This is a genomic window from Methyloceanibacter sp. (assembly GCF_058506495.1).
Window position 1 is genome coordinate 1 of the sequence record NZ_JBZMXT010000001.1, and the last position, 26871, is coordinate 26871.

Genomic DNA, 26871 nt, shown 5'->3' on the forward strand with positions numbered 1-26871 from the left:
GTTTGGCATCGGGCCGGACAAATGTGATACATGCTGCCCTCATCCAGGGCGGTGCGGCTCAAAAGTTCCTGGCGGCAGCCTCGCGTGTCGAGCGTTACCGGCAGGGCATTACTGCATTCGCAGACAGATACGGATTGGACACGGAACAAGAATGAGCGAGACCAACGAGACTGAAGGCAAGAGCGGCGGGCGCAAGATGACGCTCAATTTGCGCCGAACCGTGGAGTCGGGCCATGTGCGCCAGAGCTTCAGCCATGGGCGCTCCAAATCCGTTCTTGTCGAGAAGAAGAAGCGCCGTTCCATTGGTTCCGGCGGTGCAGCCGCGGCTGCCGAGGACGTCAAAGAAAAGCCGCGCGCTAAGGCCCCCGCCAAAGAGGAGGCGCCGAAGCCCGCAGCGAGCAAGCCGCGCCGATCTGGCGTCGTACTCAAACAGCTTTCCGAAGAGGAGAAGGGTGCGCGCGCAAAGGCGCTTGCCGATGCTCGTGTCCGCGAGGCAGAAGAACGAGAGCGCGCCAAGGAGGACGCCGCAAAGGAGGCCGCCCTTGCCGAACAGCGCGCAAAGGAGACTGCCGAGGAGGAAGCTCGGAGGCAAGAGGACGAGGCCAAGAAGGCCGCTGAGGCACAGTTAGAAGCTACTGCTAAGCCGAAGGCTAAGGCCGCGCCAAAGAGTTTAGAGTCCCCCCGCCGGCCCATGGAGCCCGAAAAGGAACAGCCGAGGCGGCAGGCGGACGCTCGTCACAAGAAAGGTACGGCCGCGCCACGCCGTGGCGAAGAGCGCCGTGTGCGCGGACGACTTACGATCACGAATGCGCTGGACGAAGAACAGCGGCAGCGGAGCCTTGCCTCGCTTAAGCGCCATCGTGAACGGCAAAAGAAGCAAGGTGCCGGACCTCAGGCGGGACAGAAGATCGCCCGGGAGGTGACCATTCCGGACGTCATCACGATTCAAGAGCTCGCGAACCGCATGGCCGAGCGCGGCGTTGACGTGATCAAGTATCTCATGAAGGACGGCGCGATGCATAAGATCACGGACGTGATCGATGCTGACACCGCCCAGATCATTGCCGAGGAATTCGGCCACACCGTACGCCGTGTGTCGGAAGCGGACGTGGAGGAAGGCTTCATCGGCGAGAAAGACAGCGACGAGGATCTAGAGCCGCGCGCGCCCGTCGTGACGATTATGGGTCATGTCGATCACGGCAAGACCTCACTTCTGGACGCGGTCCGTGCCGCCAATGTTGTCAGCCAAGAAGCCGGCGGCATCACCCAACATATCGGCGCCTACCAGGTGACCGTTCCGTCTGGTCAGAAAATCACATTCATCGATACGCCCGGCCACGCGGCATTTACTGCCATGCGCGCGCGCGGCGCCAAAGTCACGGACATTGTGATCCTTGTCGTGGCCGCCGATGACGGTGTGAAGCCACAAACGATCGAAGCGATCAACCACGCCAAGGCCGCGGACGTCCCGATCATCATCGCGATCAATAAGATCGATAAGCCGGGATCGGACCCGCAGCGGGTTCGCACAGAGCTTCTCAGCCACGAGATCGTGGTCGAGAGTATGGGCGGCGAGACGCTGGAGATCGAGGTCTCGGCAGTCAAGAGAACCAATCTTGATGCCCTGCTCGAAGCCGTCGTCCTACAGGCGGAAGTGTTGGAGCTCAAGGCCAACCCTGACCGAGCGGCAGAGGGCGTAATCGTCGAAGCCAAACTCGAGCGTGGACGCGGCCCTGTCGGCACGGCGTTGGTTCAACGCGGCACGTTGAAGCTTGGTGACATTATTGTTGCCGGTTCCGCCTGGGGTCGCGTGCGCGCTCTGATCAACGATCTTGGTGAGCATACGAAGGCCGCAGGCCCGTCCGTCCCGGTTGAGGTGCTGGGCTTCGACACGGCGCCCGAAGCCGGCGATCAGTTCGCCGTGGTCGAGAACGAAGCGCGCGCCCGCGAGATTACGGAGTACCGCGAGCGAGAGCGGCGCAAGACACTGGCGGTTGCAGGACAGCGCGGCAGCCTTGAGCAGATGATGAACCAGCTTAAGGAAGACGGGATCAAGGAATTCCCGCTGGTCGTCAAAGGCGACGTGCAAGGTTCTATTGAGGCGATTAACGCTGCTCTAGCCCAGCTAGGTTCCGACGAGGTTCGGGCCCGTTTGGTGCATGTGGGCGTCGGCGGCATCACCGAGTCTGATATCTCATTGGCCTCTACCTCCGGTGCCGTAGTGCTGGGCTTTAACGTGCGCGCCAACGCACAGGCGCGCGCGGCCGCGGAGCGGGATGGCATCGAAGTGCGGTACTACGCCGTCATATACGATCTCGTCGACGATATGCGTCAGGCCATGTCGGGACTTCTGGCGCCGACGCGACGCGAGACATTTCTTGGCAATGCGGAAATCTTGGAAGTGTTCAACATTTCCAAAGTTGGCAAGGTGGCCGGCTGCCGCGTAACCGAGGGCAAAGTCGAGCGCGGCGCACATGTCCGCTTGATCCGCGACAACGTCGTCATCCACGAAGGCGAGCTTTCAACGCTCAAGCGCTTCAAGGACGAAGTCAAAGAAGTGGTTGCCGGGCAAGAATGCGGCATGGCTTTTGAGGGCTATCAGGACATGCGCCAAGGCGATGTGATTGAGTGTTTCCAGGTGGAACATATTCAACGCTCGCTATAGTCAGAACGCTTTGCGTGCCCCTCGTTGGGGCGCGACCAAGAGACCGATCCACGAGAGCGACCAATGGTAACGCGAGACAAAGGCGCGCGGGCGCCAAGCCAACGCCAATTGAAGGTTGGCGAGTTGGTTCGCCACGCCCTCGCCGAGATCTTCTCTCGCGGAGAGGTTCTGGACGAGGTCATCGAACGCCACTCGCTGACCGTTCCGGAAGTCCGAATGTCACCCGACCTCAAGGTCGCCACATGCTACGTTATGCCCCTTGGCGGCGGGGAAGCGGTCGCTGTGGTGAAGCATCTGGAACAACACAAGAGGTTCCTGCGCGGCGAGGTCGCCAAGCGGGTCAGCCTAAGATACATGCCCGAACTCCGGTTCCGGGAGGATACCTCGTTCGAAGCCTCCTCTCGGATCGATGAACTGCTCGCCTCGCCCGAAGTGGCGCGCGATCTCGACGACTGATTGGAACGCGAAGAGGGCAATTGAATGGGACGGCAGCGGAAGGGCCAAGCAGTCAATGGCTGGCTTATTCTGGATAAGCCAGAGGGACTGACCTCTACCAAAGCAGTAGGCCGAACGCGCTGGCTCTTCGATGCCGCGAAGGCCGGGCATGCGGGCACACTCGACCCTCTCGCAACGGGCGTCCTGTCAATTGCTTTCGGGGAAGCGACAAAAACCGTTCCGTATGCGGTGGAGGGGTCGAAGGCCTACCGCTTTACGGTCCGTTTTGGAGCAGAGACCGACACCGACGACATTGAGGGCACGGCAACCGCCACCAGCCGGCTGCGCCCTGCCCGCGCCGATATCGAGGCAGCTCTGAAGCAGTTCGTTGGCGAAATAGAGCAGGTCCCGCCCCGCTTCTCTGCGCTCAAGGTCGATGGCGCGCGAGCCTATGATCTTGCGCGTGACAGGTGCGATTTCGACTTACCCGCCCGAACGGTATCGATTCAGCGGCTGACACTCATCGAGCACCCGAGTCCGGACACCTGCGTCTTTGAGACCGAATGCGGCAAGGGCACTTATGTTCGGGCGCTGGCTCGAGATCTGGGCCGTTCGCTTGGGTGCTTGGGCCACATCTCGGCCTTGCGCAGGACTCGTGTCGGCGGTTTCTCACTCGACCACGCCGTGACACTCGAAGCGGTTGAGCAGGCCGCCGAAAGCGGCCAGGAGGCGCTGCGGTCACTGCTCCAGCCCGTCCAGACAGCGCTTACGGAGCTGCCGGCGCTGTCGATTAGCCCATCTGATGCGGCCAATATCCGCCAAGGACGCGCGATTCTTCTGCGGGGGCGTGATGCTCCCATCCTGGCAGGCGCGGCGTATGCCGTCTCTCGGGGAGCGCCGGTGGCCATCGGCGAGGTCGCCCGGGGTGAATTCCACCCCTCCAGGGTCTTTATACTCCCGGATTAGCCCCCAAATAGCGCTGGTCTCGGGGACGATAATCCCTATAGTGCAGCGGTTGCCTGGGGCCCTTGCGACTTTCGCGATCCTGCCCCGCAACATATTCGACCGCGCTGGACGACATCCCGGCCCGGCCTTGTCAAACACCTCAAATCGTAAGGAGAACCCGATGTCGATTAGTGCTGAACGCAAACAAGAGCTTATCAAGGAATACGCGACCAAGGCAGACGATACCGGATCCCCGGAAGTTCAGGTCGCCATTCTCACCGAACGCATCAGCAACCTCACTGAGCACTTCAAAACGCACGGTAAGGACAATCATTCGCGTCGCGGGCTGCTGAAAATGGTCAGCCAGCGCCGCCGCCTGCTCGACTACGTGAAAGCGTCAGACGAAGAAAGGTACAAGAAGCTCATCGGCCGGCTCGGCATCCGTCGCTAGCATTTCTGGCGACGCTGGGAGCTTCCTCCACTATGCACGAACCAGTTCCATCGCCACCGGGCGGTGGGATATCCTCATCTTCCCTACCGAATGGGACACACACATGTTCGACAAACACACTGTAGAAATTGAATGGGCACGACGTCCGCTAAAGCTTGAAACGGGGCGTATTGCGCGTCAGGCAGACGGCGCAGTCCTCGCGACTTATGGCGAAACTTGCGTTCTTGCGACGGTCGTCGCCGCGAAAGAACCACGGCCTGGGATCGATTTCTTTCCCTTGACCGTCAACTACCAAGAAAAGACGTTTGCGGCCGGCAAGATTCCCGGTGGCTATTTCAAGCGCGAAGGGCGACCGACCGAGAAGGAAACGCTCACCTCGCGTCTTATTGACCGTCCGATCCGGCCGCTCTTTGCGAAGGGCTTCAAAAACGACACCCAGGTCATCACGACCGTGCTTTCCCACGACATGGAGAACGACCCCGATATCGTGGCGATGGTCGCCGCCTCAGCGGCACTGACGCTCTCCGGCGTACCGTTCCTCGGTCCTATTGGCGCTGCGCGGGTCGGCTACGTCGAAGGCAAATATATCTTGAACCCGATGGTCGACGAGATGCCGGAAACCTCGCTCGATCTCGTGGTTGCCGGAACCAAAGACGCGGTTCTCATGGTGGAATCGGAGGCCAACGAGCTTCCCGAGGCCGTGATGCTCGGCGCCGTGATGTACGGACACGAGCACTTCCAGCCCGTGATAGACGCCATCGTCAAGCTTGCGGAAGTTGCCGCCAAGGAACCGTGGGAACTGAAGACCGAAGACAATTCGGAGATGGTCGCCAAGGTTGGCGAACTCGCCGACGCTGGCTTACGCGACGCCTACGCCATCGTTTCGAAGCAGGAGCGCCGCGACAACATCGCTCAAGTTAAGGATACCGTTGTTTCCGAATTGGTCCCTGAGGACGATGATGGCTCGGTCGCCGGCAAAGTATCTCATGCATTCAAGGAAGCCGAGAAGGATGTCGTGCGCGGCAGCATTCTCGACACGCGGAAGCGCATTGATGGCCGCGACCTCGTAACCGTTCGCCCCATCGTTTGTGAGGTTGGTGTGCTGCCGCGAACACATGGCAGCGCGCTGTTCACCCGCGGCGAAACCCAAGCTCTAGTCGTGACGACACTGGGTACCGGTGACGATGAGCAGTTCGTCGATGCGCTGCAGGGCACCTACAAAGAGACGTTTCTGCTGCACTATAACTTCCCGCCCTTCTCGGTCGGCGAAACCGGACGCATGGGGTCGCCCGGACGCCGCGAAATCGGTCACGGCAAGCTTGCTTGGCGCGCGGTCCATCCGATTTTACCGGATCGCGAACAGTTCCCCTACACGCTGCGTGTCGTGTCTGAGGTTACTGAGTCCAACGGCTCTTCGTCCATGGCGACCGTCTGCGGCACTTCGCTGGCGCTGATGGATGCTGGTGTTCCGCTGAAGCGGCCAGTCGCCGGTATTGCCATGGGCCTCATCAAGGAAGGCGAAAAGTTCGCCGTCCTCTCGGACATCTTGGGCGATGAGGACCATCTCGGCGACATGGACTTTAAGGTCGCTGGCACATCCGAGGGCATCACGTCCCTGCAGATGGACATCAAGATCACCGGCATCACAGAAGAGATCATGAAGATCGCTCTGGATCAGGCTAAGGATGGGCGCTTGTACATCCTTGGTGAGATGGATAAGGCGCTCAACGAGGCGCGTCCGGAACTAGGCGAGTACGCCCCGCGCATCGAGACTATCCAAATCCCGACCGACAAGATCCGAGAAGTTATCGGCTCCGGTGGGTCTGTGATCCGCGAGATCGTCGCCGAGTCCGGCGCAAAGATCGACATCTCCGACGACGGAACGGTCAAGATCGCATCCGCAAACGCGGAGTCGATCCGTCAGGCCATCGCACGCATCAAGTCGATCGCAGCCGAGCCTGAAGTCGGTGAGATCTATCAAGGCAAGGTCGTCAAGTGCATGGAGTTTGGCGCGTTCGTGAACTTCTTCGGTCCGCGCGATGGCCTTGTGCATATCTCGCAGCTTGCGGAAGGACGTCCAAAGACTGTTGGCGATGTCGTCAAGGAAGGCGATCAGGTCTGGGTCAAGCTGCTTGGTTTCGACGAGCGCGGAAAGGTCCGCCTGTCGATGAAAGTCGTAGACCAAGAGACCGGAAAAGAAAAAGAGGTCGCGGAGGCCGGCTAGTCGAGAGACTCCTCCGAAATCCCGATGCAAGAAAGGGGCGCTGCGGCGCCCCTTTTTTTGCCCCGATCGCGGCCGGAAAGCTGTCGAGTCCCCGCCTACCCGTTCAGGTGTTCGGCGCCTTGGGAATTCGGGCGTCCTTGACGCAACGCGTTCCGATCAAGGTGAATTTGGTGTTTTCGCGCTGCCACGAATCGGCCTTACCGTGACTGTCTCGGATGCAAGCTGTGACACTCTCATACTGCTTGTCGGTTAGCTTATAGTCCCGGCAGTCCTCGCCTGTCGCGGCGAGGCAAACGGTCATGATAATCTCAAACATAAGTACTCCTGGGCTATCATTGCGCGGCTAAGAAACGCGTCGCACTCTACTGCGCGGCCTCCTGCTGTGCGGCCTTGGCCATCGCGTTGCCGAGTTCCTCGGCTCTCTCGATCTCCTTCAACGACTCCATGTCCGGCATGAATGTGGTTGCATAACCGCAATCGACGAAATGGATTTCGCCTGTAACTGCGCCAGAGAGATCCGAAAGGAGATACAGTGCGGAGCCGCCGACCTCATCGAGCGTGGGTGAGCGGCGCATAGGGGCGTGTTGCTGCTGATAGTGCAGCAGCGTCCGTGCATCGGAAATGCCGGCCCCAGCCAGCGTCCTCATGGGGCCCGCAGACAGGGCGTTCACGCGGATACCTAGCGGTCCGAGGTCCGAAGCCAGATAGCGAACCGAAGCTTCGAGGGCGGCTTTGGCAACGCCCATGACGTTGTAGCAGGGGACGACCCGTGTCGAGCCTCCATAGGTCAAGGTGAGCAGCGAACCGCCTTCGTTCATCATGTCCGAGGCGCGCTTGCATATCTCCGTAAACGAAAAACAAGAGATGACCATCGTGTGTTCGAAGTTTTTCCGTGTTGTGTCGCAGTAGCGGCCCTTCAGCTCGTTTCGGTCAGAGAACGCGAGCGCATGGACGACAAAGTCGAGCTTGCCCCACTTATCGCGAACCACGTCAAGCATGCGGTCGACGCTATCCAAATCCTCGACATCCACTTCCTCGATGATCTCTGCACCGATGGATTCGGCCAGTGGAACGGCGCGGCGGCCAAATGCGCCACCTTGATAGCTGAACGCCAGCTCCGCCCCTTGCCCGTGCAAGACGCGAGCGATTCCCCATGCTATCGACCGGTCGTTGGCGACGCCCATCACCAAGCCGCGCTTTCCCGCCATTATGGGTCCAGGTTCTGCAATATCCTTCGTCGGTGCCATCTTACGTACTCTGCTGAAAGTTGCCCTATGTCTCGCTCCGCCGGCCTCAGCCGTTCAACCGGCGGAATACGAGGGAGGCGTTTGTACCTCCGAAACCAAAACTATTTGACATTACAGTGTCCATCGTGACGCCGTCACGGCGCTCACGGACGATTGGAACGTCGGCAACATCTGGATCTAAATCCTCGATGTTCGCGGACTCACAGATGAAGCCATTCTTCATCATCAACAGGGAATAGATCGCCTCATGCACACCCGCTGCGCCAAGTGAGTGGCCGGTCAACGACTTGGTAGCGCTGATTGGAGGACAATCGCTGCCGAACACGTCGCGGACGGCTTGGATTTCTATAACGTCGCCCTGTGGCGTGGAAGTCGCATGGGGATTGATGTAGTCGATCGCGTCCTCGCCCACGCATTGCATGGCCATGCGCATGCAGCGTGCTGCGCCTTCACCGGACGGCAACACCATGTCGTAGCCGTCCGAGGTCGCGCCGTAACCGACGAGTTCGGCGTAAATCTTTGCCCCGCGAGCCCTCGCATGCTCCAACTCTTCCATCACAAGCACGCCCGCGCCGCCGGCAATCACGAAACCGTCGCGCGCGATATCATAGGCGCGGCTTGCTTTCTCAGGTTGATCGTTGAAGTCCGAGGACATCGCATTCATCGAGTCAAACAAAACCGAGAGCGTCCAGTCGAGTTCCTCCCCGCCGCCAGCGAAAACAACGTCCTGCTTGCCAAGCTGAATCAGTTCCGCGGCGTTGCCGATGCAATGGGCGCTCGTCGCGCACGCAGAGGAAATCGAATAGCTGACCCCCTTTATGTGATAGGGCGTCGAGAGCGTCGCAGAATTCGTCGAGCTCATGGACTTGGGGACTTCGAACGGCCCCACCTTCTTAGGGCCACGTTCTCGCGTCGTATCTGCCGCTCGAACAATCGCCCGGGTGGAGGGACCGCCGGAGCCCATAATCATCCCCGTCCGCTCGCCAGAGATATCGCTCTCCTCAAGACCGGAATCTTGAATAGCCTGCTCCATCGCCAGGTAGTTCCATCCAGCACCGGCCCCCATGAAGCGACGGATCTTCCTGTCCAGCACCCCCTCCCAGTCAAGGGACGGGGCACCATGAACTTGTGACCGGAAGCCCAATTCGGCGTATTTCTCGGCCTTCACGATGCCGGACTTCGCCTCTCGGAGAGAGGCCAGCACTTCTTGAGTGTTGTTTCCAATCGAGGAAACGATACCCATGCCGGTTACGACTACGCGTTTCATTCGCTTAGCGTCCTTGAAGTCTGTGCAGCAACGTCTCGCCTAGGCACTGTCGGGCTCGGCGTCACCTGCTTGGAACAGACCAACCCTGAGGTCCTTGGCCGTGTAAATGGTCTCGCCGTCGGCGTTAAGCCAGCCATCACCGCTCCCAAGCGTAAATTTACGGCTCACAACGCGGCGCACGTCGACGATATACTCAAGCCTCTTTACGGTCGGAACCACCATCCCCGAAAATTTCACCTCGCCCACGCCGAGCGCCCGGCCCCTGCCGGGGGCGCCGGTACAGCCCAAGAAGAAGCCTAGCATTTGCCACAGGGCGTCAAGCCCAAGGCAACCGGGCATGACAGGATCACCTTGGAAGTGGCAGGCGAAGAACCATAGATCGGGCTTCACATCCAACTCGGCAACGATCCGCCCCTTTCCGAACTGACCGCCGCTTGGCTCAAGAAGCGGGATCCGGTCGAACATAAGCATAGGCGGCAAAGGCAACTGAGCATTTCCTGGGCCAAATAGTTCTCCCCGGCCGCATGCGAGCAAGTCCTCATAGTCGAAGCTGGACTGCCTTTCCGCCAATGGTTCTTGCACTCTTGGTTGTCCTTTTTTGACATTATCGTCCATTTGGTGGGCAGGTTTCCTAGCACATGCCTCAGCGCACCAAAAGCCTGGCAGGGCACGTTCACGCCGCCAGATTTTCCTGGGCTCAGCAATCAAGCGGGGCTATGAGACAACTCGGGCGCCACGGCGCAGCATTGCGGTCGGCGCGGCTACGCACTATAGTCTTTGCATCAAGGACTTATTCGAATAGAGCTATGTCAGAGACAGTTTTAGAAGACGATCCAAAGATGGCACCTGCAGGCGACGCCGCGAAGCTTTTGCGCGGTGCGGGACTACGGCCCACGCGGCAACGGCTTGCGCTTGCGAGGCTTTTGTTCGCCGAAGGCGATCGGCACGTGACGGCCGAGCGGCTGCATGAAGAAGCGGTGGCATCGAAAGTCCCAGTATCGCTTGCGACCGTCTACAACACATTGCACCAGTTCTCAGAGGTGGGCCTATTGCGCGCGGTCGCGGTAGAAGGCGCCAAAACCTACTTCGACACCAATACGTCGAACCACTTCCATTTCTTCTGCGAAGAGAGCGCGAAGCTGTTGGACATCGACACAAGCGCGATCCGTATTGAGGGTTTACCTGATGCCCCAGACGGCAAGGTGATCTCGCGCGTGGACGTCCTGGTCCGTCTGGTCGACAAGGAAAGCTAAACCGCCGACCGAACGCGCTGCGGGTGCCCAAGCATCGCCGCACTGGCAGCTACTCAATCTTCTCATTTCGGTATACGCCCCACAGCTTCTCCTGCTGGACGTAGCCGGCATGATCTTGCACGTATAATTCGCACCACGAGCCGTCACAGGCCACCAAGTTGCCGAGCACACCCGGCTGAAGCTGTGCGACAACACCCGAGCTCGTCGAACGACGTCGATGGAGTGGAATCTGAACCGAGCCGCTTTGGGACTTGCTCCAAGGACTGACGAGCACGGTCCGCCGGCCGCTGAGGAGGCTATGGAAGACCCAGCCGTCAGCGCCCTCGCTGTCACGAACACGCCGCCAGTTCTCGAACTCGGCAATCACCTCAACCGGAAGACCGGCGCGGGAGAAGACCCAAAGGATCGATTGATCTGTGCTTGGCCCGCGGCGGACATTGACCTTGTCCGATTTCAAGCTCACGAAACGAGGGACAGGAAGGCCCGAGCTCTTACCTTTCTCGGGAACCTGGACAACGACCTCGGTAGCCGCAAGTAGGCTTGGAAAAGCCGCTGGAACCGATCCCAAGACCAATCCTGCGAGAAGGAGACCGAAAGTCAGCGTCCCTCTCTGCCGCTTGGTCCTGCGCTTGCCCATCGACTCACCCCCAATAAACCCCGAATCATACCTTCTGAATGGCGGAGAAAAGTGAACGGATCGTGGCTTTTGGGTCCCTCGGCGCCTCGCCAAGGGTCATAGGGCACAGTTGAGCCAAGTTGACGCTTTATCTCCCGAAGTCCCTTCTGTTAGACAGGGCGCAGAATTGAACAAAAACTTGGGCTCGGGACCGCCCAGCTCTTTGACGGGAAATAATAATGGCTTCTGACCGACCGCTCGTAATCGTCACGCGTAAGCTGCCGGACGTCGTGGAGACACGACTTAGGGAACTGTTCGATGCGCGGCTGAACCTTGAGGACAAGCCTTTCTCGCGCGACGAACTCATCGCTGCGATGAAAGAGGCTACCGTACTCGTGCCGACCGTCACCGACCGGATCGACCGGGCGGTGCTGAGCCAAGCTGGACCCGACTTGAAGCTCATTGCGCAGTTTGGCACCGGCGTCGACAATATCGACCTCGATACGGCGCGCAATCGAGCGATCTTGGTCACGAATACGCCAGGGGTGCTGACCGAGGATACGGCCGACATGACGATGGCGCTGATCCTCGCCGTGCCGCGCCGTCTAACAGAGGGCGCCGCACTGCTGAAATCAGGCAGCGACGCATGGCAGGGTTGGTCACCGACCTGGATGCTGGGTCAGCGCATATATGGCAAGCGTCTCGGTATTGTGGGCATGGGACGGATTGGACAGGCCGTGGCGCGGCGCGCCAAGGCATTTGGTCTTCAGATCCACTACCACAACCGGCGGCGGGTCCCCTCCGATGTCGAGAAGGAACTCGAAGCCACGTATTGGGATAGCCTCGATCAAATGCTGGTACGGATGGACATCATCTCCATCAACTGCCCGCACACACCCGCGACGTATCACCTGCTGTCCGCGCGCCGCCTCGCGCTCTTGAAGCCGACGGCCTATATCGTCAACACGGCGCGCGGTGAGGTAATCGACGAGAACGCGCTGGCCCGTATGATCGACAACAACGAACTCGCCGGTGCGGGGCTCGACGTTTTCGAGCACGAACCCGCCGTGAATCCGAAGCTGCTGCGGAACGACAGGGTGGTGGTGCTACCGCATATGGGTTCGGCGACGCTCGAGGGTCGTATCGACATGGGCGAGAAAGTGATCGTCAATATCAAGACGTTCCTCGATGGCCATGCACCGCCGGATCGCGTGCACCCGGCCATGTTCTAATTCGGAAACGCCGCACCTCACGCGCGCGGTACTTTCGGCAGAGCAACGTGCTCGGGCCGAAATCCGAGGCCGACGAACCGGCCAGGTATTCGCCGAAGCAGCGGAAAGTCGTTCAGGATCTTCAGAGCAAACGGGACATCCGGGATTTTGGTCGCGGATAGGATGCCGGTGATCACACGGTCTTGCAGGAACACCTGAAGGCCTTGCGTGAGTCTCACAGGCAACGTCCTGCGCTTTTGCACCCGCGCGAGATCGGCGTCGGACACATTCTTCTCGAGCAATGGCAACGCCAGAATATTGGCGGCCGCCACAGCGTCCTGAACGGCGAGATTGACGCCCACACCGCCGATCGGAGACATCGCGTGGGCCGCATCGCCGATACAGAGGAGCCCGGGTCGGTGCCATTTTTTGAGCCTATCGACGCGCACCGAAAGCAATTTGACATCGTCCCAGGTTTCGAGTTCCCGGACCCGAGCGCCTAGGGAGGGATTGAGGGCCATGATGGTCTGGCGGAAGGATTCCAGTCCGTTGCGCCGCAGCTGGTTGAAACCGCCTTTGGGTATGACGTAGGCGCATTGCCAGTAGTCGCCCCGGTTGATCATGATAAAGAACCGCCCCGGCTCAACCCGACCAAAGGTTTCCGCGCCATCTTCCGGCTTGCGTGATAGGCGCATCCAAAGCACGTCCATCGGCGCGCCTATGTCTTCGACTTCCAGCCGCGCAAGCGATCGCACCGTGGAGTGCCGGCCGTCCGTGCCGACCACGAGATCTGCATGGACCTCTAAGTCGCCATCGCGCGTTGCGGCTTTGACGCCAACGACCTTCCCATTGTCGGTCATGAGTTCGTCCACATCCGCGCCCATGCGCAAATGGAAGTTTGGGTAACGCTTGCCCTGGCCAGCCAGAAAGTCGAGAAAATCCCACTGGGGCATCATTGCGACGAATTTCGCGGCCGTCGGCAGGTGCGAAAAGTCGGCCACCTGAATCGTACGATCGCCGATCTCCACGCCGACCTGCTCCATCTTTTCGTATGGCAGCTTCAGAAACGCATCTAGGAATCCAAGCTCATGCATCACCTCAAGCGTCGAAGGGTGGATGGTGTCTCCGCGGAAATCCCGAAAAAAGTCTGCATGCTTCTCAAGTACAGCGACATTGACGCCCGCCCGGGCAAGCAAGAAGCCCAGCATCACACCCGCAGGCCCGCCGCCTGCGATAGCACAGTGGGCCGTGATCGTTTCTTGCCCGTGTTCGTCGGACATTGGCTGGTTGGTCATTGCGAAGCCTCGCTCAAGACCGCCCCGCTCGGACATCAAGCGGTCCCATGACCAACTTATAAAACCAATTCAGAGTTTCATCGCCGAAATATGCATTCAAAAGATTGAGAAACCTGGGGCCAATGGCCAGCCGTCCTCGTCAAACAAGGTGATGCGACAAATCGTGGATACTCGGGTTTTTGCCGTTTAGAGGGTTCTCTGGATCCCAGGCATAGCGGATCTGCGAGACGCGCGCCTGTAGCGCGTCGTAGATGAGGAGCCGCCCCACCAAGCCCTCGCCGATCCCAAGAAGCTCCTTGACGACTTCGACCGCTTGTAAGCATCCGAGCACCCCCACCACTGCCCCCAGAATGCCAGCCTCTGAACAGGCCGGGACGGTTCCGTCCGGCGGCGGGGTAGGAAACAAACAACGGTAGCTCGGATTGGGCTGCCCGTTTGGGTCCATCTCAAAGGCACGGATAGTCGTCAACTGGCCATCGAATGGCCCTACGGCCGCGGTCACCAAGGGCCGTCTCGCGAAGTAGCAGGCATCGTTGACCAGGTAACGCGTCGCAAAGTTATCAGAACCATCAGCGACAAGATCAAACGCACCGACAATGCTGGAGGCATTCTCTGCCACGAGCCGCGTTGTGAAGAGCTTTACGTCCACATGGGGGTTGAGGGCCTGGACGCCCTTGGCTGCGCTCTGCGTCTTTTTGTGGCCAATCGACTGGGTTCCATGCAGCACCTGGCGCTGAAGATTGTCGACGCTTACAGAATCATCGTCGATGACGCCGATTTGGCCAACGCCAGCCGCCGCCAGATAGAGTATCAACGGCGAGCCTAGTCCACCCGCACCCACCACCAGCACGCGGGCCGACTTCAAGCGCTTTTGTCCTTCGCCACCGATCTCCTTTAGGACCAGATGACGACGGTAGCGGGCGATTTCGTCGTCTGTCAGCATGGTGTTGATCGAAACGTCTCCATCCTCCGAGACTAGCGGCATCGCCCTCAGGCGGCCCGCTCAATCGGTTGAGCCGAACCCGCCCTCCCCACGGCGTGTCTCGGTTACTTCTGATACTTCGGTGATCTCAACGGCAGTTACCGGGGCGATGACGACCTGGGCGATGCGGTCGCCACGTGCGATGCGGAAGGCGTGGTCGCTGAGATTGATCAGCACAACCTTGACCTCGCCGCGGTAGTCTGCATCGACCGTTCCGGGGCTGTTGAGCACCGTCACACCGTGCTTCAGCGCAAGTCCTGAGCGCGGCCGCACCTGCGCCTCATAGCCTTGCGGTAATTCGAACACGAGTCCTGTAGGGACAGCCCCACGCGTACCGGCGCTTAGAACGACCGGTTCGCTTTCACGCACTGCCGCAACAAGATCGAACCCAGCGGCGTGCTCCGTCTGATATTCCGGCAGCGGGAGCCCCTCCCCATGCGGCAGCCGCAGGATTCGCAAACGTGGCTTCATCGACGTTCCTACTCTGCCGCAAGCTGCATGGCGTGCAGCGCCTCAGCCGCGCGAGCAAGGAGCTTCGTCGCCATCTCGTCCTTCCCCATGGCCGGCCAATCTTCGACCCCGGTGCCGGAAACGAGATGAACTTCCGTATGGCCCCCTCCCATGATGCCGGTACCAGGCGAGACGTCGTTGGCGACAATCCAGTCGGCCCCCTTGCGGCTCAGCTTTGCCTGGGCATGGGTGATGATCGTTTCGGTCTCTGCGGCGAAACCAATCACCAGTGTCGGCCGACTGGCGCTAGGGGCCGCTAGCGTCGCAAGAATATCCGGATTTCTGGAAAGGGCGAGATTGAGCGCCGTTTGGCCCTCCGCCTTTTTCAGCTTCTCCTCCGCCTGGTGAGCGACCCGCCAATCGGCGACGGCTGCTGCGCATATCGCGACATCGGCCGGGAGTGCGGCAAGCGCCGCGTCCAGCATGTCTGCCGCGGTTTCGACTTTCACTGTTGTCACACCAGGAATATCGGGCAGGTGCGTTGGACCGGAAATCAAGGTGACCCGTGCCCCCAGGTCTTTCGCAGCGAGCGCCAATGCGTGTCCCTGCTTCCCTGACGAGCGGTTGGCGATGTAGCGCACGGGATCGATCGGCTCATGGGTTGGCCCGGAGGTGATCAGGACATGGCGCCCCTTCAGCGATACGCCATGTGCGCTCGGGAGAACGCGCTCGATGGCGTCGATAATCTCAGAAGGTTCGGACATGCGCCCAGGTCCGAACTCGCCACAGGCCATATCGCCCTCTTCTGGCCCCACAAAGCGCACACCATCCGCTCGCAAGACCGCGATATTTCGCGACGTCGCAGGGTGTTCCCACATGCGCACGTTCATGGCAGGCGCGACGAGCACGCTTTTGTCCGTCGCCATTAGAACGGTCGAGGCGAGATCGTTTGCCAAACCGTTGGCCATCTTGGCGAGAAGGTTGGCCGTTGCTGGGGCCACAACAACGAGGTCGGCCTCGCGGCTGAGCTGGATATGGCCAATCTCTGCCTCGTCCTTGAGATCAAACAGGTCGGTAAACGCCTTCTCGCCCGACAGCACGGCGAACGAGAGCGGCGTTACGAAATGCGACCCCCCTTCAGTCAAGACCACTCGGACGGCAGCGCCCCGCTCGCGCAGCTGGCGAACGAGCTCCAACGCCTTGTAGGCGGCAATTCCGCCACCGACGATTAGAAGAATGCGTTTGCCATCCAGCATGAGATCTGTCCTGTGTTTCGACGGTGGTAGTCTACCACACCAACGCTATCCGCTTCGCACCTCAGAAGATCTGAGCTACTGCGATAGCAAGGAGCGCCAGCGCCCCAACCCAGATACCAAGCCGCGTCCAGCGGTCTTGCGAGCTTTGCGCGTGCGCGATCCGGGCGACGCTCTCCTCGTCCAGGCGGAGCCCATCTTCAGCCATAGCGCCAAAAGAATCTGCGGTCCGCTCGGCCTGCCGCAGCAGCTTTGGTAGATCGCCGACGAAGCGGCCAACAGATGCTGCGCCTTCCGCCGCCTGCTCGATGCGTGCGCCGGCCCCCAGTTGGGTCTCGAGCCAACTCTTCACAACAGGTTCGGACACAACCCACATGTTTAGCTCGGGATCGAGCGTCCGTCCCACGCCCTCGACAACGACCATTGTTTTTTGGAGCATGATCAATTCGGGCCGGGTCTTCATATCAAAGACCTCTGTGTACTGAAGAAGCTGCCCCAAGAGCTGAGCCATCGAGATTTCGTTGGCGGGACGATCCATGATCGGCTCGCCGATTGCGCGAAGCGCTTGAGCGAACTGCGCCACCGAATGTTTGCGAGGCACGTAGCCCGCCTCGAAATGCACTTCGGCAACGCGCCGGTAATCTCGCGTAATAAACCCATAGAGGATCTCGGCGAGAAAGCGGCGTTCCTTCATGCCGAGGCGTCCCATGATTCCAAAGTCGACCGCAACGATGCGCCCCCGATCGTCGACGAAGAGGTTTCCTTGATGCATGTCGGCATGGAAGAAGCCATCGCGCATCGCGTGGCGCAGGAAGCTCTGCATCAGTGTTGCGCCCAGAGCCTTAAGGTCGTGGCCCTTCGCCTTGAGCGCTTTAAGGTCGCCCATGGGCGTGCCATCGATCCATTCAAGCGTGAGCACGCGCCGGGCGCTGCGCTGCCAATCGACAACGGGCACCCGGAAACCTGCGTCGCCGGCAATATTGTCGCCCATCTCCGCGATGGCGGCCGCCTCCATACGCAGGTCCATCTCAATAGCTACGGACTTCGCCAGCGTGTCGACGACAGCGACAGGGCGTAGGCGTCGCGAGGGCGCGTGAAAGCGCTCAATCATCCGAGCCGCGAAGAAATAGGAATCGAGGTCTTTTTTGAAGCGATGCTCGATACCAGGCCGCAGGACCTTAACGGCGACGTCCTTCAGAGCGCCATCCTTCGTGCGGACCTTGGCCTTATGGACCTGAGCAATGGAAGCCGCGGCTACGGGCGGTCCGAAATCGGTGAAGAGTTCGGCTATAGGCGCGTCTAGCTCCGCCTCGACCAGCTTGACTGCTTCACTCTGCGAGAACGGTGGCAGACGGTCTTGCAAGGTCGAAAGGTCGCGCGCGAGTTCGCGACCGACAATGTCATCCCGCGTGGCGAGGAACTGGCCAAGCTTGATGTAGGAGGGACCGAGGGAGGTGAGTGCCGAGGACAGCCGTTCCTCGTTCTGCGATCCGTTCTTCTTGCGCAGAGGAGCGGTAACCCGCCCGAAGACGGCAAGCGGCCCGGAAACACGCGCTTCGTCGGGCAGAACACGGGCGCCCCTCCAAGCCAAGGTCGCGCCGGCCTTCGTTAACCGTGCCATGTTTGCAATGGCGTTCACTTCCAAAGCCTCGCTTAAAGGCGCCAGCCCGAATGAATGGCGGCGATGCCGCCCGTCAGATTCCGGTAGCGCACGCGTTCGAAACCGGCCTCTTGTATCATGCCGGCGAAGCGATCCTGATCGGGAAAGCGTCTTATGCTTTCCACGAGATAGCGATAGGACTCTGCGTCTCCGGCTACGAGGCGCCCCAGCGCGGGAATCGCGTTGAAAGAGTAGGCGTCGTAAAGCCGGTCGAGCACCGGCATTTCGACGTTTGAGAACTCCAAACATAAGAAGCGGCCACCCGGTTTCAGAACCCGATAGGCCTCGGCCAGAGCTGTCTCGATATGGGTCACATTGCGGATCCCAAAGGCGATCGAATAGGCGTGAAACCGGCCAGACTGAAAGGGCAGGCTTTCCGCGTTGCCCTGGACGAACGACAAACGCCCACGTCCTGCGGCGCGTTTCACGCCTTCATTCATCATCTCCTTTGAGATGTCGCAAATAACTGCCGAGCTGCCGCCGCCCGCGATATCCAAGAACCGCGTGGCGATATCGCCCGTCCCGCCCGCGACATCGATGAGGGCGAAGTCTGTGTCGGTTTTGGGCGGTGCCAGCGCCGTCACAAGATCGGTCTTCCAAAGCCGATGGAGGCCACCCGACATAAGATCGTTCATCAAATCGTACCGGCTGGCAACCCTAGAGAAGACCTCGTTGACGAGGCCCTGGCGGGCGCCCTCCGAGACGCGGGCGAAGCCAAAACTGGTCTCAACCCCGGATTTGTCGCGATTTTTGATGTCATCTGGCATGGCACCGGACAATAGCCTAAGGCCTTAGTTCAGGCTATTGTTGCAGCGCAACGATGGTAATCTTGCACTGCAATGAACCTGGATATTCCCTCTGAGCGCTGTTTCGAACGCCATTACGCCGAGGCCCATGCCTGAATTGCCTGAAGTCGAGACCGTTCGCCGCGGTTTGGAGCCCGTTCTCGTGGGCAACACCTTTGCGCGGGTAGAGCAACGTCGGCCGGATCTGCGGTTTCCGCTCCCGGGGCAATTCGCTGAACGCCTGACGGGGCGCGTCATTGAGCGGTTGGACCGCCGCGCCAAATACCTGCTGGCCCGACTGGACGACGGACAGGTACTGATCATGCATCTGGGCATGACGGGGCGGTTTGTCATCGAAAGGGCCGACGGCGACAGAACAGAGCCGGGCGACTTCGTCCACGATGCGACCGCGTCATCCCAATGCGGCTTCCCGAAACACGAACATATCGTCTTCCACTTGGAAGACGGGTCGACGATCCGCTATTCCGATGTCCGCCGTTTCGGGATCATGGACATTGCCGACCCTGGCCAACTCGAATCCCACGCCCTGTTTGCAAGCCTTGGCATCGAGCCACTCGGAGATGAGCTAGCACCGGCCTGGCTTGCCGCGCGATTGAAGGGCAAGACAACCTCAATAAAGGCCGCCCTGCTCGACCAGAGGCTGATTGCGGGGCTCGGCAATATTTATGTGTGCGAGGCACTTCATCGAGCTCAGCTCTCTCCGAAACGGCGCGCCGGTACGCTTGCCACGAAGACAGGTCGACCGACTGAGAAAACGTCTGCGCTCGTGCAAGCCATCACGTCCGTGTTGCGCGATGCCATACGCGCAGGCGGCTCCTCCTTGCGCGACTATCGCCACACCGACGGACGGCTAGGGCGATTCCAGCATCGCTTCCGCGTTTACGGCCGAGCAGGCAAGCCCTGTATGCGGCGCGGCTGCAACGGCACGATCCGCCGCATCACTCAAGGCGGCCGTTCAACCTTTTATTGTCCAATCTGCCAGAGATAGGGAAAACAACGCACATGTACATGGACCAAGCCACGATCGGCGGAGAGCCAGCCGCCAAAGAATACGCAACGCTGATTGTGACGCGAGAGGGCAAGGTTGGCGTGATCACGCTGAACCGGCCAAAGGCTCTCAATGCGCTCAATTCTCAGCTGGTCGGTGAGCTTTGCGAAGTGCTCAACGTCTTCGACAAGGACCCGGAGATCGGATGCATCGTGATTACCGGCGGTGAGAAGGCGTTTGCGGCCGGCGCCGACATTAAGGAGATGCAGAGCAAGACATCCGTCGAGGCCTACAGCACCGCTTTCTTGGCGCCGTACGATACGATTGCCGCCACACGAAAACCCATCATCGCGGCGGTTGCCGGTTATGCTCTCGGCGGCGGTTGCGAACTGGCGATGTCTTGCGACATCATTCTGGCGGCGGAAAACGCCGTGTTTGGTCAGCCAGAGATCAATCTCGGTATCATGCCCGGGGCCGGCGGCACCCAGCGCCTGACCCGCGCCGTCGGCAAAGCCAAGGCCATGGAGCTGTGCCTGACGGGCCGGCAAATGCGGGCCGACGAGGCCGAACGTTCCAACCTCGTGAGCCGCATCGTCCCAGTCGAGTCCCTGCGCGATGAAGCCTTGAAGGATGCTTCCAAGATCGCTGGCTTCCCGACTCACGTGGTCATGATGATCAAGGAGTCAATCAATCGTGGGTTTGTCACAACGCTATCGGAAGGCGTGCGCTTTGAACGCAATCAGTTTTACTCGCTCTTCGCCACTGAAGATCAAAAGGAGGGCATGGCAGCGTTCATTGAAAAGAGGAAGCCCGACTTCAAGAACCGCTAGCGTTCGCCGCTGGGCAGCGCGCCCGGCTTCTAGGGGCGCCGATCTCATCGCTTGCCAAGGCTGTGCCTGACCTCCAAGCTCTTGGGCGGGAGGATCTTCACATGCTTGGGAAAGTTACGGTGATCGCATTCCATCGCGCCCGGCCGGGGAAGGAAGACGTGCTGCGGGAAGCACTGCTCTCGCTTTGCGGCCCCACCCGCCAGGAACAGGGTTGCATCAACTACGACCTGCACATCTCGGCGGATGACCCAGGTCTGCTGGTGTTTCATGAAAACTGGAACACTAAGGCTGATCTCGACAGGCATCTTTCGTCGCCGCATATCGATGCCTTCCGCCAAACGGCGGATGAGCTCCTCGCCGAACCACCCAACATCACGCTGTGGACCGAGGCCAAGGTCTGACGGCCAGCCCTTGGGAAGTGTGGCCTGCTGGTTGACGCCTTGCGGGCCGCTCGCTATAGACCATGCAAATTCCGTATATTTCGCATTTTCGGAGAGCCGTATCACGCGGACCGTGAGCTGCGCGTAAGGATCCTAGACATGGCCAATACCAAGTCGGCGAAGAAAGCCGTTCGCCAAATCAGCCGTCGCACCGCCGTAAACAAGAACCGGCGGAGCAACATGCGTAGCTACCTGCGCAAGGTGGAAGAAGCTATCGCTTCGGGCGACAAGGACGCAGCTCAGGCGGCGCTGCGGGTCGCCGAACCGGTTGTCGCCCGTACGGCCCAGCTTGGGATCCTTCACCGCCGCGCGGCGTCTCGGAAGGTCTCGCGCCTCGCAAAGCGCGTCGGCGCCATGGGTGCCTAGCAGATCTCTCTGCAAACCCCCTCAGCAACTCAACACGGCTGACCTGCGCGCGCCGGGCGCTCGCGGCTTCGCGCTGCCTCGCTTTTGCTGTGATCGGCACGTGTCTACGGGCGCATGTCTGAGCGTTCCGTTGAGCCGTTGCGCACCGGCCTAACGTTTTCTTGTCGGGACTCGGTCTCTGGGGAGCTGAGCTGTGACAGCGACGACGCGGCCTTAGAGTCCAGGTCAGGGGCACCCGGCACCGACGCTAATGGCGTGCCGTCGACGTCCGAAGCGTCACCCCTGTGAACGATTGTCTCAATTGCTTGACACTGAGATATCAATTGCTTGACGGCGTTGTGATGTAACTGACGCCTGCTTGTTGTGTCTCTGAAGCCGCAGTTTTCCACCGAATGCCAAAAAAAGAAAAAATTTTGCCGCGGATGACCTCCAAATGCCTTTGTCCGCTCCGCTTTGCGGGGATAGCCGGCCGATTCACGCTTTTTGCACAGGGGCTTGGCAGGTCGACAAAAACGATGAGTCTACTGACGAATACTGAATCATCTACTCCTCTCGTTTGCTTGATCGCCGCCTTGAGCGTGTGTATAGTCTAATGATCCGAACGGGGACGTCCCCTCCTTACAATTGAGTATCTTGATCTTGGCCTTTGCCGGGACAGATTTTCTTTGTCTAAAGTTTGGGACACTATGTAAATCTTGTGGAATGCTTATGCGTAAGTTGTGAATATTAGGTGCGCAAGTCGCACAAGATCGACACGGATTGTGGGTGGCACGAATTCTGTTCTTGTACCGTGCTCATTAATTTGAGGAGGAGGCTCGATTTTGGGCGCGCACACGGGCGATTACACGGTCGATGAGATTGATGTGGCGTCGACCTGGAGCGCTCTCCAGGGGAATCCTCGATCGCAGTTGGTCGATGTGCGCACACGCGCGGAGTGGACTTACGTAGGGATCCCCGATTTGGGGCCCCTGGGAAAAAGAGCTGTACTTGTAGAGTGGCAGACATTTCCCGACCAGTCCGTCGATCCGCGCTTTGCCGAGCGGCTTGCAAACGAACTGCAGGCGCTCGGTGTCCAAGCCGATGATGATCTCTTCTTCATATGTCGTTCGGGTAGCCGAAGCTTGGCCGCGGCCGAGCTGATGGCGTCGGCAGGGTATCGCGCTTGCCATAACGTCTCAGAGGGGTTCGAAGGACCGCTTGACGACAAACGGCATCGAGGAACCCTATCTGGTTGGAAGGCGATCGGGCTTCCTTGGCTACAAGGCTAGGGAGCCGGTCAAGAGGACTATTAGGATGGTCTGCGTCCAAATTTGTTGGCCGCTTTAGTTGCTGCGTGCGGTGCGTGTTGGCGCGACAGGAAATGAATAAGGAAAGACAAAAATCGTGGCAGAGGCACAGGCAAGGGCTCATGACCATGGGGCCCCGAAAGAGGAGCAATGCGTGCCAAGTGAGGCTTGGACGCGAATCAAATCCCGACTGCGCGGCGAGCTCGGAGAGGATGTTTACGCAAGTTGGTTTCGCGGCGTCGAAGTCGACGATATCGCCGGAGGCGTTATCCATCTGACAGTGGCGACGCGTTTTTTGCGGAATTGGCTGAGGACTCACTACTACGACACTGTGCTGCGCCAGGTTCAGGGCGAGTGGCCAGACGCCGAGCGGCTGGAATTTTCCGTGCGGCAGCCGCACTTCACGGTGGAACCGCCCAAGGAAGTTTCGATGCCCCGTCCGGCTTCACCGCAGGTCGTGGCGAACCGTTCGGCACTGCCGATGCCGCTTCGAACAGGTTACGACGGTTTTGAGGGTTCGCCCTTGGATCCGCGCCTGAGCTTCAGCAGCTTCGTTGTCGGCAACACAAATAAGCTTGCTCATGCGGCTGCGCATCAGGTGGCGCTGTCGTCGTCGAGCCCACAATCGCCGTTCAACCCGCTGTTTCTTCATGGGAACGTAGGTCTAGGCAAGACGCACCTGCTCCACGCGATAGCTTGGGAAGTCAAGCGGCAAAAGCCTGAAGCAGAGGTTCTCTACCTTACAGCCGAGCGCTTCATGTCTGGGTTCGTCCAGGCCTTGCGGGCCCGAGACGCCCTCGCATTCAAGGAAAAGCTCCGCAATATCGACATTCTACTGATCGACGATATGGAGTTCTTGCAAGGGCCGACGATCCAGCAGGAGTTTTGTCATACGCTGAACTCGCTGATCGATGGCGGACGTCAAGTGGTCGTTGCTGCGGACCGGGCGCCAACACAACTCGATAAGCTCGATATGCGCATGCGTTCCCGGCTCGGGGGTGGGCTTGTGGCCGAGATGAAGACCATGGACTACGACCTGCGCCACAAGATTCTCGAGAAGCGGGCCTCGGAGGCTTGCACAGAGACAAACGGACTTGAGGTGTCCGAGACGGTTCTCGCCTTTCTGGCGGAGCGGCTGACCGAAAGCGGGCGAGAGCTGGAAGGTGCCGTTCACCGCTTGCGCGCGAGCTACCAGCTAACGGATGAACCGGTCACGATCGCGGTGGCTGAGCAAATCGTTCGGGACCTTATGCGTGGCGCGGAGCCTCGGCGGGTTCGTATCGACGACATTCTGCGGACGGTGTCAAAGCACTACGGGGTCAATCGCAGCGACCTTCTGTCCGGGCGCCGGAACCGCTCTATCGTGCGGCCTCGGCAGATTGGGATGTACTTGGCAAAGCTGCTGACATCTCGCTCACTGCCCGAGATCGGCCGCCGTTTCGGTAACCGCGATCACACCACGGTGCTGCACGCAATTCGCAAAATAGAGCAGTTGATGAGTGACGACACGCAGCTACGGGAAGAGATAGAACTGCTGAAGCGGCTTCTTCGCGACTAAGGTATCTCGGCTGGAGGCGCCCAGGGCTCCAAACTCTGGGCCTGCCTCCGGCGGCGAGAGCCGGCAGCCGCTACAGAGCCCATCGACCTCCGCGCTCTTGCAAATTTCGCCTCGGCGCTGCAAGTTCGTGTGGCTTTGCATAGCGGGTTTTTCGCCCGACTCGCCAAGACTTTACCCGCATCGCGGCGGTTTCGACGGAGCCCAGGGTCCGTGGAAACAAGTACCTTGGACCGAGGATCATTCAGCGAGAAAGACGCACGATTTCAGGATACGCTCCAACCATGCGCATTACGATCGAAAAGCCGAAGCTCGCCAAAGCCCTTGCGCATACCGCAAGCGTGGTCGAGCGTAGGAACACGATACCGATCTTGTCTAACGTGCTCCTGACCGCAGACGATGACGCACTCACGCTAACCGCCACCGACCTCGACATGGAAGTCGTCGAGACTGTCGACAGCACGATCTCGGCCAAGGGGGCCGTTACGGTGCCCGCACATATGTTCAACGATATCGTTCGCAAGCTGCCGGACGGCGACGTCTCCATTGAGCGCGACGCCGAGCAGGAGCGCCTAACCATTACGTCGGGGCCCTCGCAGTTCTCGCTTCAGACATTGCCTGCAGACGATTTCCCGACACTCTCGGTCGAGGACCTTGACCACACATTCGAAATCTCCGCAGCAGACCTCAAACGACTCATCGAGAAAACACGCTTTGCGATCTCTACCGAGGAGACCCGGTACTACCTCAATGGGATTTATCTCCATGCTGCGGAAAGCGATGGCAGGGAGACCTTGCGCGCCGTTGCCACCGACGGCCATCGGCTGGCGCAAGTCGAGATGCCTTTGCCGGACGGCGCGAAAGGAATGCCGGGGGTAATCGTTCCACGTAAAACCGTTTCCGATCTGCTGCGCCTCAGCGAGGCGGGTGACGACAGTATTCGTATTGAACTTTCGCCCTCTAAGATCCGTGTATCCGCAGGCCAAGTCGTTCTGACGTCGAAGCTGATCGACGGCACCTTCCCGGACTATGAGCGCGTGATACCGCAAGACAACGACAAGCGCCTCGAACTGGACAACGGGACATTCGAACAAGCTGTCGATCGCGTTTCGACACTATCGAGTGACAAGGGCCGGGCCGTGAAACTTGCTCTGTCCGGCGACACGCTGACACTGTCGGTCAACAATCCAGATTCGGGCAGCGCCACCGAAGAAATACCGGTCAGCTACGACGCCGACGCGCTTGAGATCGGTTTCAATTCGCGGTACCTGCTCGACATTGCACAGCAGCTAGAGAGCGAGACGGCCGAGTTCTTGTTCGCCGACCCGGGCTCGCCGACGATGGTGCGGGACGTCAAGGATACGTCGACGCTCTATGTGCTGATGCCGATGCGGGTATGACGGCGGACCCAACCGAGCACAACAACGAGATCGATCACGCCGCACGGGCTGCGCCAGTGGCTACGCCCCTTTCCGTCGGCACGCTAAAGCTGACGGACTTCCGAAATTACGACTCCGCGCGGTTAGATCTCGATGCCCGCTCCGTCGTCCTTGTCGGTGAGAACGGGTCTGGCAAGACCAATCTACTTGAAGCCGTATCTCTCCTCGGTCCAGGCCATGGGCTGCGCGGACGGCCTTATGCCGAGCTCGCGAAGAATGACGGACAGGGTGGCTTTGCGATCGCGGCGACCATTCGTACGCGCCATGGCGAACTCGATATCGGGACTGGCTACACGGCACGGGCTGGGGAAGAGGGTCAAGGCCGCACCATCCGCATCGCCGGGAAAGACTGCAGCGCCGCGGCCCTCGGTGAATATGTCAAACAGGTCTTCCTGATCCCGGCGATGGATGGGTTGTTTACCGGAGGCGGTTCCGACAGGCGACGTTTTCTGGATCGCCTTGTCGTCGCTATCGCACCGGGCCTTCGGACATCTCTCAGCCGCTACGAACGCGCCATGCGTCAGCGTAACCGTCTCTTTCAGATGCGGGAGCATGGGCGCAGCCTCTTTGAGGGTTTGGAGGAACAGATGGCCGAAGCCGGCGTCGCCATCGCGGCCGCGCGGCTCGATGCGGTTGAGCGGCTGTCCGCGCTCATTGACGAGCGGCGGGCAACGCAGGACCAAACGCCTTTTCCTCATGCCGTTCTGTCGTTGCATGGGACGGTCGAGGCCGACCTAGCGGAACGTTCGGCCACTGAGGCAGAGGATGCCTTTCGGATTCTTCTTGAGGAGGGCCGCGAGCGCGATCGGGCGGCTTTGCGTTGTCTCGAAGGCCCCCATCGGAGCGACCTCCTTGTGGTGCACGGGCCGAAAAATGCCCCTGCCGCCATCTGCTCTTCCGGCGAGCAAAAGGCCTTATTGCTGGGCCTTGTTCTAGCCAAGGCCGAGCTCATCAAAACCATGGAAGAGATCGCCCCGCTCGTGCTATTGGACGAGGTCGCGGCCCACCTGGATGGCGTTCGGCGGAAGGCCCTTTTTGGGGAAATCCTGCGCCTAGGGGTCCAGGCCTGGATGACCGGAACGGACAAGGAACTTTTTTCGCCTTTAGAAGAAGATGCTCAGATTCTCGAGGTGAATCGGGGTATAATACTTTTATGATTCTCGCTTTCGCCGGCTCTCAAAGCCAGGCGCCCAAGAACGCTCTAAAC

26 protein-coding genes are annotated in these 26871 nt (G+C 59.8%); 15 read left to right on the top strand and 11 right to left on the bottom strand.

Going from position 1 to position 26871, the window contains the following annotated elements; genetic code table 11:
* The first annotated feature begins 151 nt into the window (after nucleotides 1–151).
* The 5 genes from infB (at nucleotide 152) to pnp (ending at nucleotide 6720) form a co-directional block, all read left to right on the top strand.
* Entirely contained in the window at nucleotides 152–2665 is a 2514-nt protein-coding gene (gene infB, locus AC33YF_RS00005) for a translation initiation factor IF-2 (RefSeq protein WP_491775135.1), read from the top strand.
* Nucleotides 2666–2728: 63 nt separating this feature from the next.
* The gene (rbfA, locus tag AC33YF_RS00010) at nucleotides 2729–3121 is read left to right on the top strand and encodes a 30S ribosome-binding factor RbfA (RefSeq protein ID WP_491775136.1); all 393 of its coding nucleotides are present in this window, start codon (nucleotides 2729–2731) and stop codon (nucleotides 3119–3121) included.
* Nucleotides 3122–3145: 24 nt separating this feature from the next.
* The gene (gene truB / locus AC33YF_RS00015; RefSeq protein WP_491775137.1) at nucleotides 3146–4066 is read left to right on the top strand and encodes a tRNA pseudouridine(55) synthase TruB; all 921 of its coding nucleotides are present in this window, start codon (nucleotides 3146–3148) and stop codon (nucleotides 4064–4066) included.
* A 160-nt stretch (nucleotides 4067–4226) separates the two neighbouring features.
* Nucleotides 4227–4496, top strand: coding sequence for a 30S ribosomal protein S15 (gene rpsO, locus AC33YF_RS00020; RefSeq protein WP_045364565.1), 270 nt, complete (start codon nucleotides 4227–4229; stop codon nucleotides 4494–4496).
* 103 nt (nucleotides 4497–4599) lie between these two features.
* On the top strand, nucleotides 4600–6720 hold the full coding sequence (gene pnp, locus AC33YF_RS00025; protein WP_491775138.1) for a polyribonucleotide nucleotidyltransferase: 2121 nt from the start codon (nucleotides 4600–4602) through the stop codon (nucleotides 6718–6720).
* Nucleotides 6721–6823: 103 nt separating this feature from the next.
* On the opposite strand, the gene AC33YF_RS00030 is transcribed toward pnp, so the two are convergent.
* The 4 genes from AC33YF_RS00030 to fabA are packed head-to-tail and all read right to left on the bottom strand — an operon-like array spanning nucleotide 6824 to nucleotide 9804.
* Nucleotides 6824–7036 (bottom strand): hypothetical protein, encoded by a 213-nt coding sequence (locus tag AC33YF_RS00030; RefSeq protein WP_491775139.1) that lies wholly within the window; start codon nucleotides 7034–7036, stop codon nucleotides 6824–6826.
* Nucleotides 7037–7082: 46 nt separating this feature from the next.
* The gene (gene fabI, locus AC33YF_RS00035; protein WP_491775140.1) at nucleotides 7083–7967 is read right to left on the bottom strand and encodes an enoyl-ACP reductase FabI; all 885 of its coding nucleotides are present in this window, start codon (nucleotides 7965–7967) and stop codon (nucleotides 7083–7085) included.
* Nucleotides 7968–8013: 46 nt separating this feature from the next.
* Nucleotides 8014–9234, bottom strand: coding sequence for a beta-ketoacyl-ACP synthase I (gene fabB / locus AC33YF_RS00040; protein ID WP_491775141.1), 1221 nt, complete (start codon nucleotides 9232–9234; stop codon nucleotides 8014–8016).
* Nucleotides 9235–9273: 39 nt separating this feature from the next.
* A complete protein-coding gene (gene fabA, locus AC33YF_RS00045; protein ID WP_491775270.1) occupies nucleotides 9274–9804 on the bottom strand; it encodes a 3-hydroxyacyl-[acyl-carrier-protein] dehydratase FabA in 531 nt (176 codons plus the stop codon).
* Nucleotides 9805–10073: 269 nt separating this feature from the next.
* Here fabA and irrA point away from each other — a divergent pair, with 269 nt between their 5' ends.
* Nucleotides 10074–10487: an iron response transcriptional regulator IrrA gene (gene irrA, locus AC33YF_RS00050; protein WP_491775271.1), complete on the top strand. Its 414-nt coding sequence runs from the start codon at nucleotides 10074–10076 to the stop codon at nucleotides 10485–10487.
* Nucleotides 10488–10536: 49 nt separating this feature from the next.
* On the opposite strand, the gene AC33YF_RS00055 is transcribed toward irrA, so the two are convergent.
* Nucleotides 10537–11124 carry an SH3 domain-containing protein gene (locus AC33YF_RS00055; RefSeq protein WP_491775142.1) on the bottom strand — a complete coding sequence of 196 codons (588 nt, stop codon included), beginning with the start codon at nucleotides 11122–11124 and terminating at the stop codon, nucleotides 10537–10539.
* A gap of 218 nt (nucleotides 11125–11342) precedes the next feature.
* Between AC33YF_RS00055 and AC33YF_RS00060 the strand changes: the two genes are divergently transcribed.
* Nucleotides 11343–12335, top strand: a complete 993-nt coding sequence (locus tag AC33YF_RS00060) for a 2-hydroxyacid dehydrogenase (protein WP_491775143.1) — start codon at nucleotides 11343–11345, stop codon at nucleotides 12333–12335.
* Nucleotides 12336–12352: 17 nt separating this feature from the next.
* Here AC33YF_RS00060 and AC33YF_RS00065 read toward each other — a convergent pair whose 3' ends face one another.
* The 6 genes from AC33YF_RS00065 to ubiE form a co-directional block, all read right to left on the bottom strand.
* Nucleotides 12353–13645, bottom strand: coding sequence for an FAD-dependent oxidoreductase (locus AC33YF_RS00065; RefSeq protein ID WP_491775144.1), 1293 nt, complete (start codon nucleotides 13643–13645; stop codon nucleotides 12353–12355).
* Between the two features lie 103 nt (nucleotides 13646–13748).
* Complete coding sequence (locus tag AC33YF_RS00070) at nucleotides 13749–14594, bottom strand: HesA/MoeB/ThiF family protein (RefSeq protein WP_491775145.1); 846 nt, start codon at nucleotides 14592–14594, stop codon at nucleotides 13749–13751.
* A gap of 18 nt (nucleotides 14595–14612) precedes the next feature.
* Nucleotides 14613–15062 (bottom strand): dUTP diphosphatase, encoded by a 450-nt coding sequence (gene dut, locus AC33YF_RS00075; RefSeq protein ID WP_491775146.1) that lies wholly within the window; start codon nucleotides 15060–15062, stop codon nucleotides 14613–14615.
* A gap of 8 nt (nucleotides 15063–15070) precedes the next feature.
* Nucleotides 15071–16297 (bottom strand): bifunctional phosphopantothenoylcysteine decarboxylase/phosphopantothenate--cysteine ligase CoaBC, encoded by a 1227-nt coding sequence (coaBC, locus tag AC33YF_RS00080; protein ID WP_491775147.1) that lies wholly within the window; start codon nucleotides 16295–16297, stop codon nucleotides 15071–15073.
* A gap of 61 nt (nucleotides 16298–16358) precedes the next feature.
* Nucleotides 16359–17915 (bottom strand): 2-polyprenylphenol 6-hydroxylase, encoded by a 1557-nt coding sequence (ubiB, locus tag AC33YF_RS00085; RefSeq protein ID WP_491775148.1) that lies wholly within the window; start codon nucleotides 17913–17915, stop codon nucleotides 16359–16361.
* A gap of 32 nt (nucleotides 17916–17947) precedes the next feature.
* Nucleotides 17948–18721: a bifunctional demethylmenaquinone methyltransferase/2-methoxy-6-polyprenyl-1,4-benzoquinol methylase UbiE gene (gene ubiE / locus AC33YF_RS00090; RefSeq protein WP_491775149.1), complete on the bottom strand. Its 774-nt coding sequence runs from the start codon at nucleotides 18719–18721 to the stop codon at nucleotides 17948–17950.
* A gap of 127 nt (nucleotides 18722–18848) precedes the next feature.
* Between ubiE and mutM the strand changes: the two genes are divergently transcribed.
* The 8 genes from mutM to recF all read left to right on the top strand — a co-directional run bounded on the left by mutM (nucleotide 18849) and on the right by recF (nucleotide 26821).
* A complete protein-coding gene (gene mutM / locus AC33YF_RS00095; protein ID WP_491775150.1) occupies nucleotides 18849–19748 on the top strand; it encodes a bifunctional DNA-formamidopyrimidine glycosylase/DNA-(apurinic or apyrimidinic site) lyase in 900 nt (299 codons plus the stop codon).
* Nucleotides 19749–19768: 20 nt separating this feature from the next.
* Entirely contained in the window at nucleotides 19769–20578 is an 810-nt protein-coding gene (locus AC33YF_RS00100; RefSeq protein ID WP_491775151.1) for an enoyl-CoA hydratase, read from the top strand.
* 101 nt (nucleotides 20579–20679) lie between these two features.
* On the top strand, nucleotides 20680–20979 hold the full coding sequence (locus AC33YF_RS00105; protein ID WP_491775152.1) for a putative quinol monooxygenase: 300 nt from the start codon (nucleotides 20680–20682) through the stop codon (nucleotides 20977–20979).
* A gap of 138 nt (nucleotides 20980–21117) precedes the next feature.
* Nucleotides 21118–21384, top strand: coding sequence for a 30S ribosomal protein S20 (rpsT, locus tag AC33YF_RS00110; protein ID WP_491775153.1), 267 nt, complete (start codon nucleotides 21118–21120; stop codon nucleotides 21382–21384).
* Nucleotides 21385–22205: 821 nt separating this feature from the next.
* Entirely contained in the window at nucleotides 22206–22652 is a 447-nt protein-coding gene (locus AC33YF_RS00115; protein ID WP_491775154.1) for a rhodanese-like domain-containing protein, read from the top strand.
* 172 nt (nucleotides 22653–22824) lie between these two features.
* Nucleotides 22825–24228 carry a chromosomal replication initiator protein DnaA gene (gene dnaA / locus AC33YF_RS00120; protein ID WP_491775272.1) on the top strand — a complete coding sequence of 468 codons (1404 nt, stop codon included), beginning with the start codon at nucleotides 22825–22827 and terminating at the stop codon, nucleotides 24226–24228.
* A gap of 281 nt (nucleotides 24229–24509) precedes the next feature.
* Nucleotides 24510–25625, top strand: a complete 1116-nt coding sequence (dnaN, locus tag AC33YF_RS00125) for a DNA polymerase III subunit beta (RefSeq protein ID WP_491775155.1) — start codon at nucleotides 24510–24512, stop codon at nucleotides 25623–25625.
* 56 nt (nucleotides 25626–25681) lie between these two features.
* Complete coding sequence (recF, locus tag AC33YF_RS00130) at nucleotides 25682–26821, top strand: DNA replication/repair protein RecF (protein WP_491775273.1); 1140 nt, start codon at nucleotides 25682–25684, stop codon at nucleotides 26819–26821.
* Nucleotides 26822–26871: the final 50 nt, after the last annotated feature.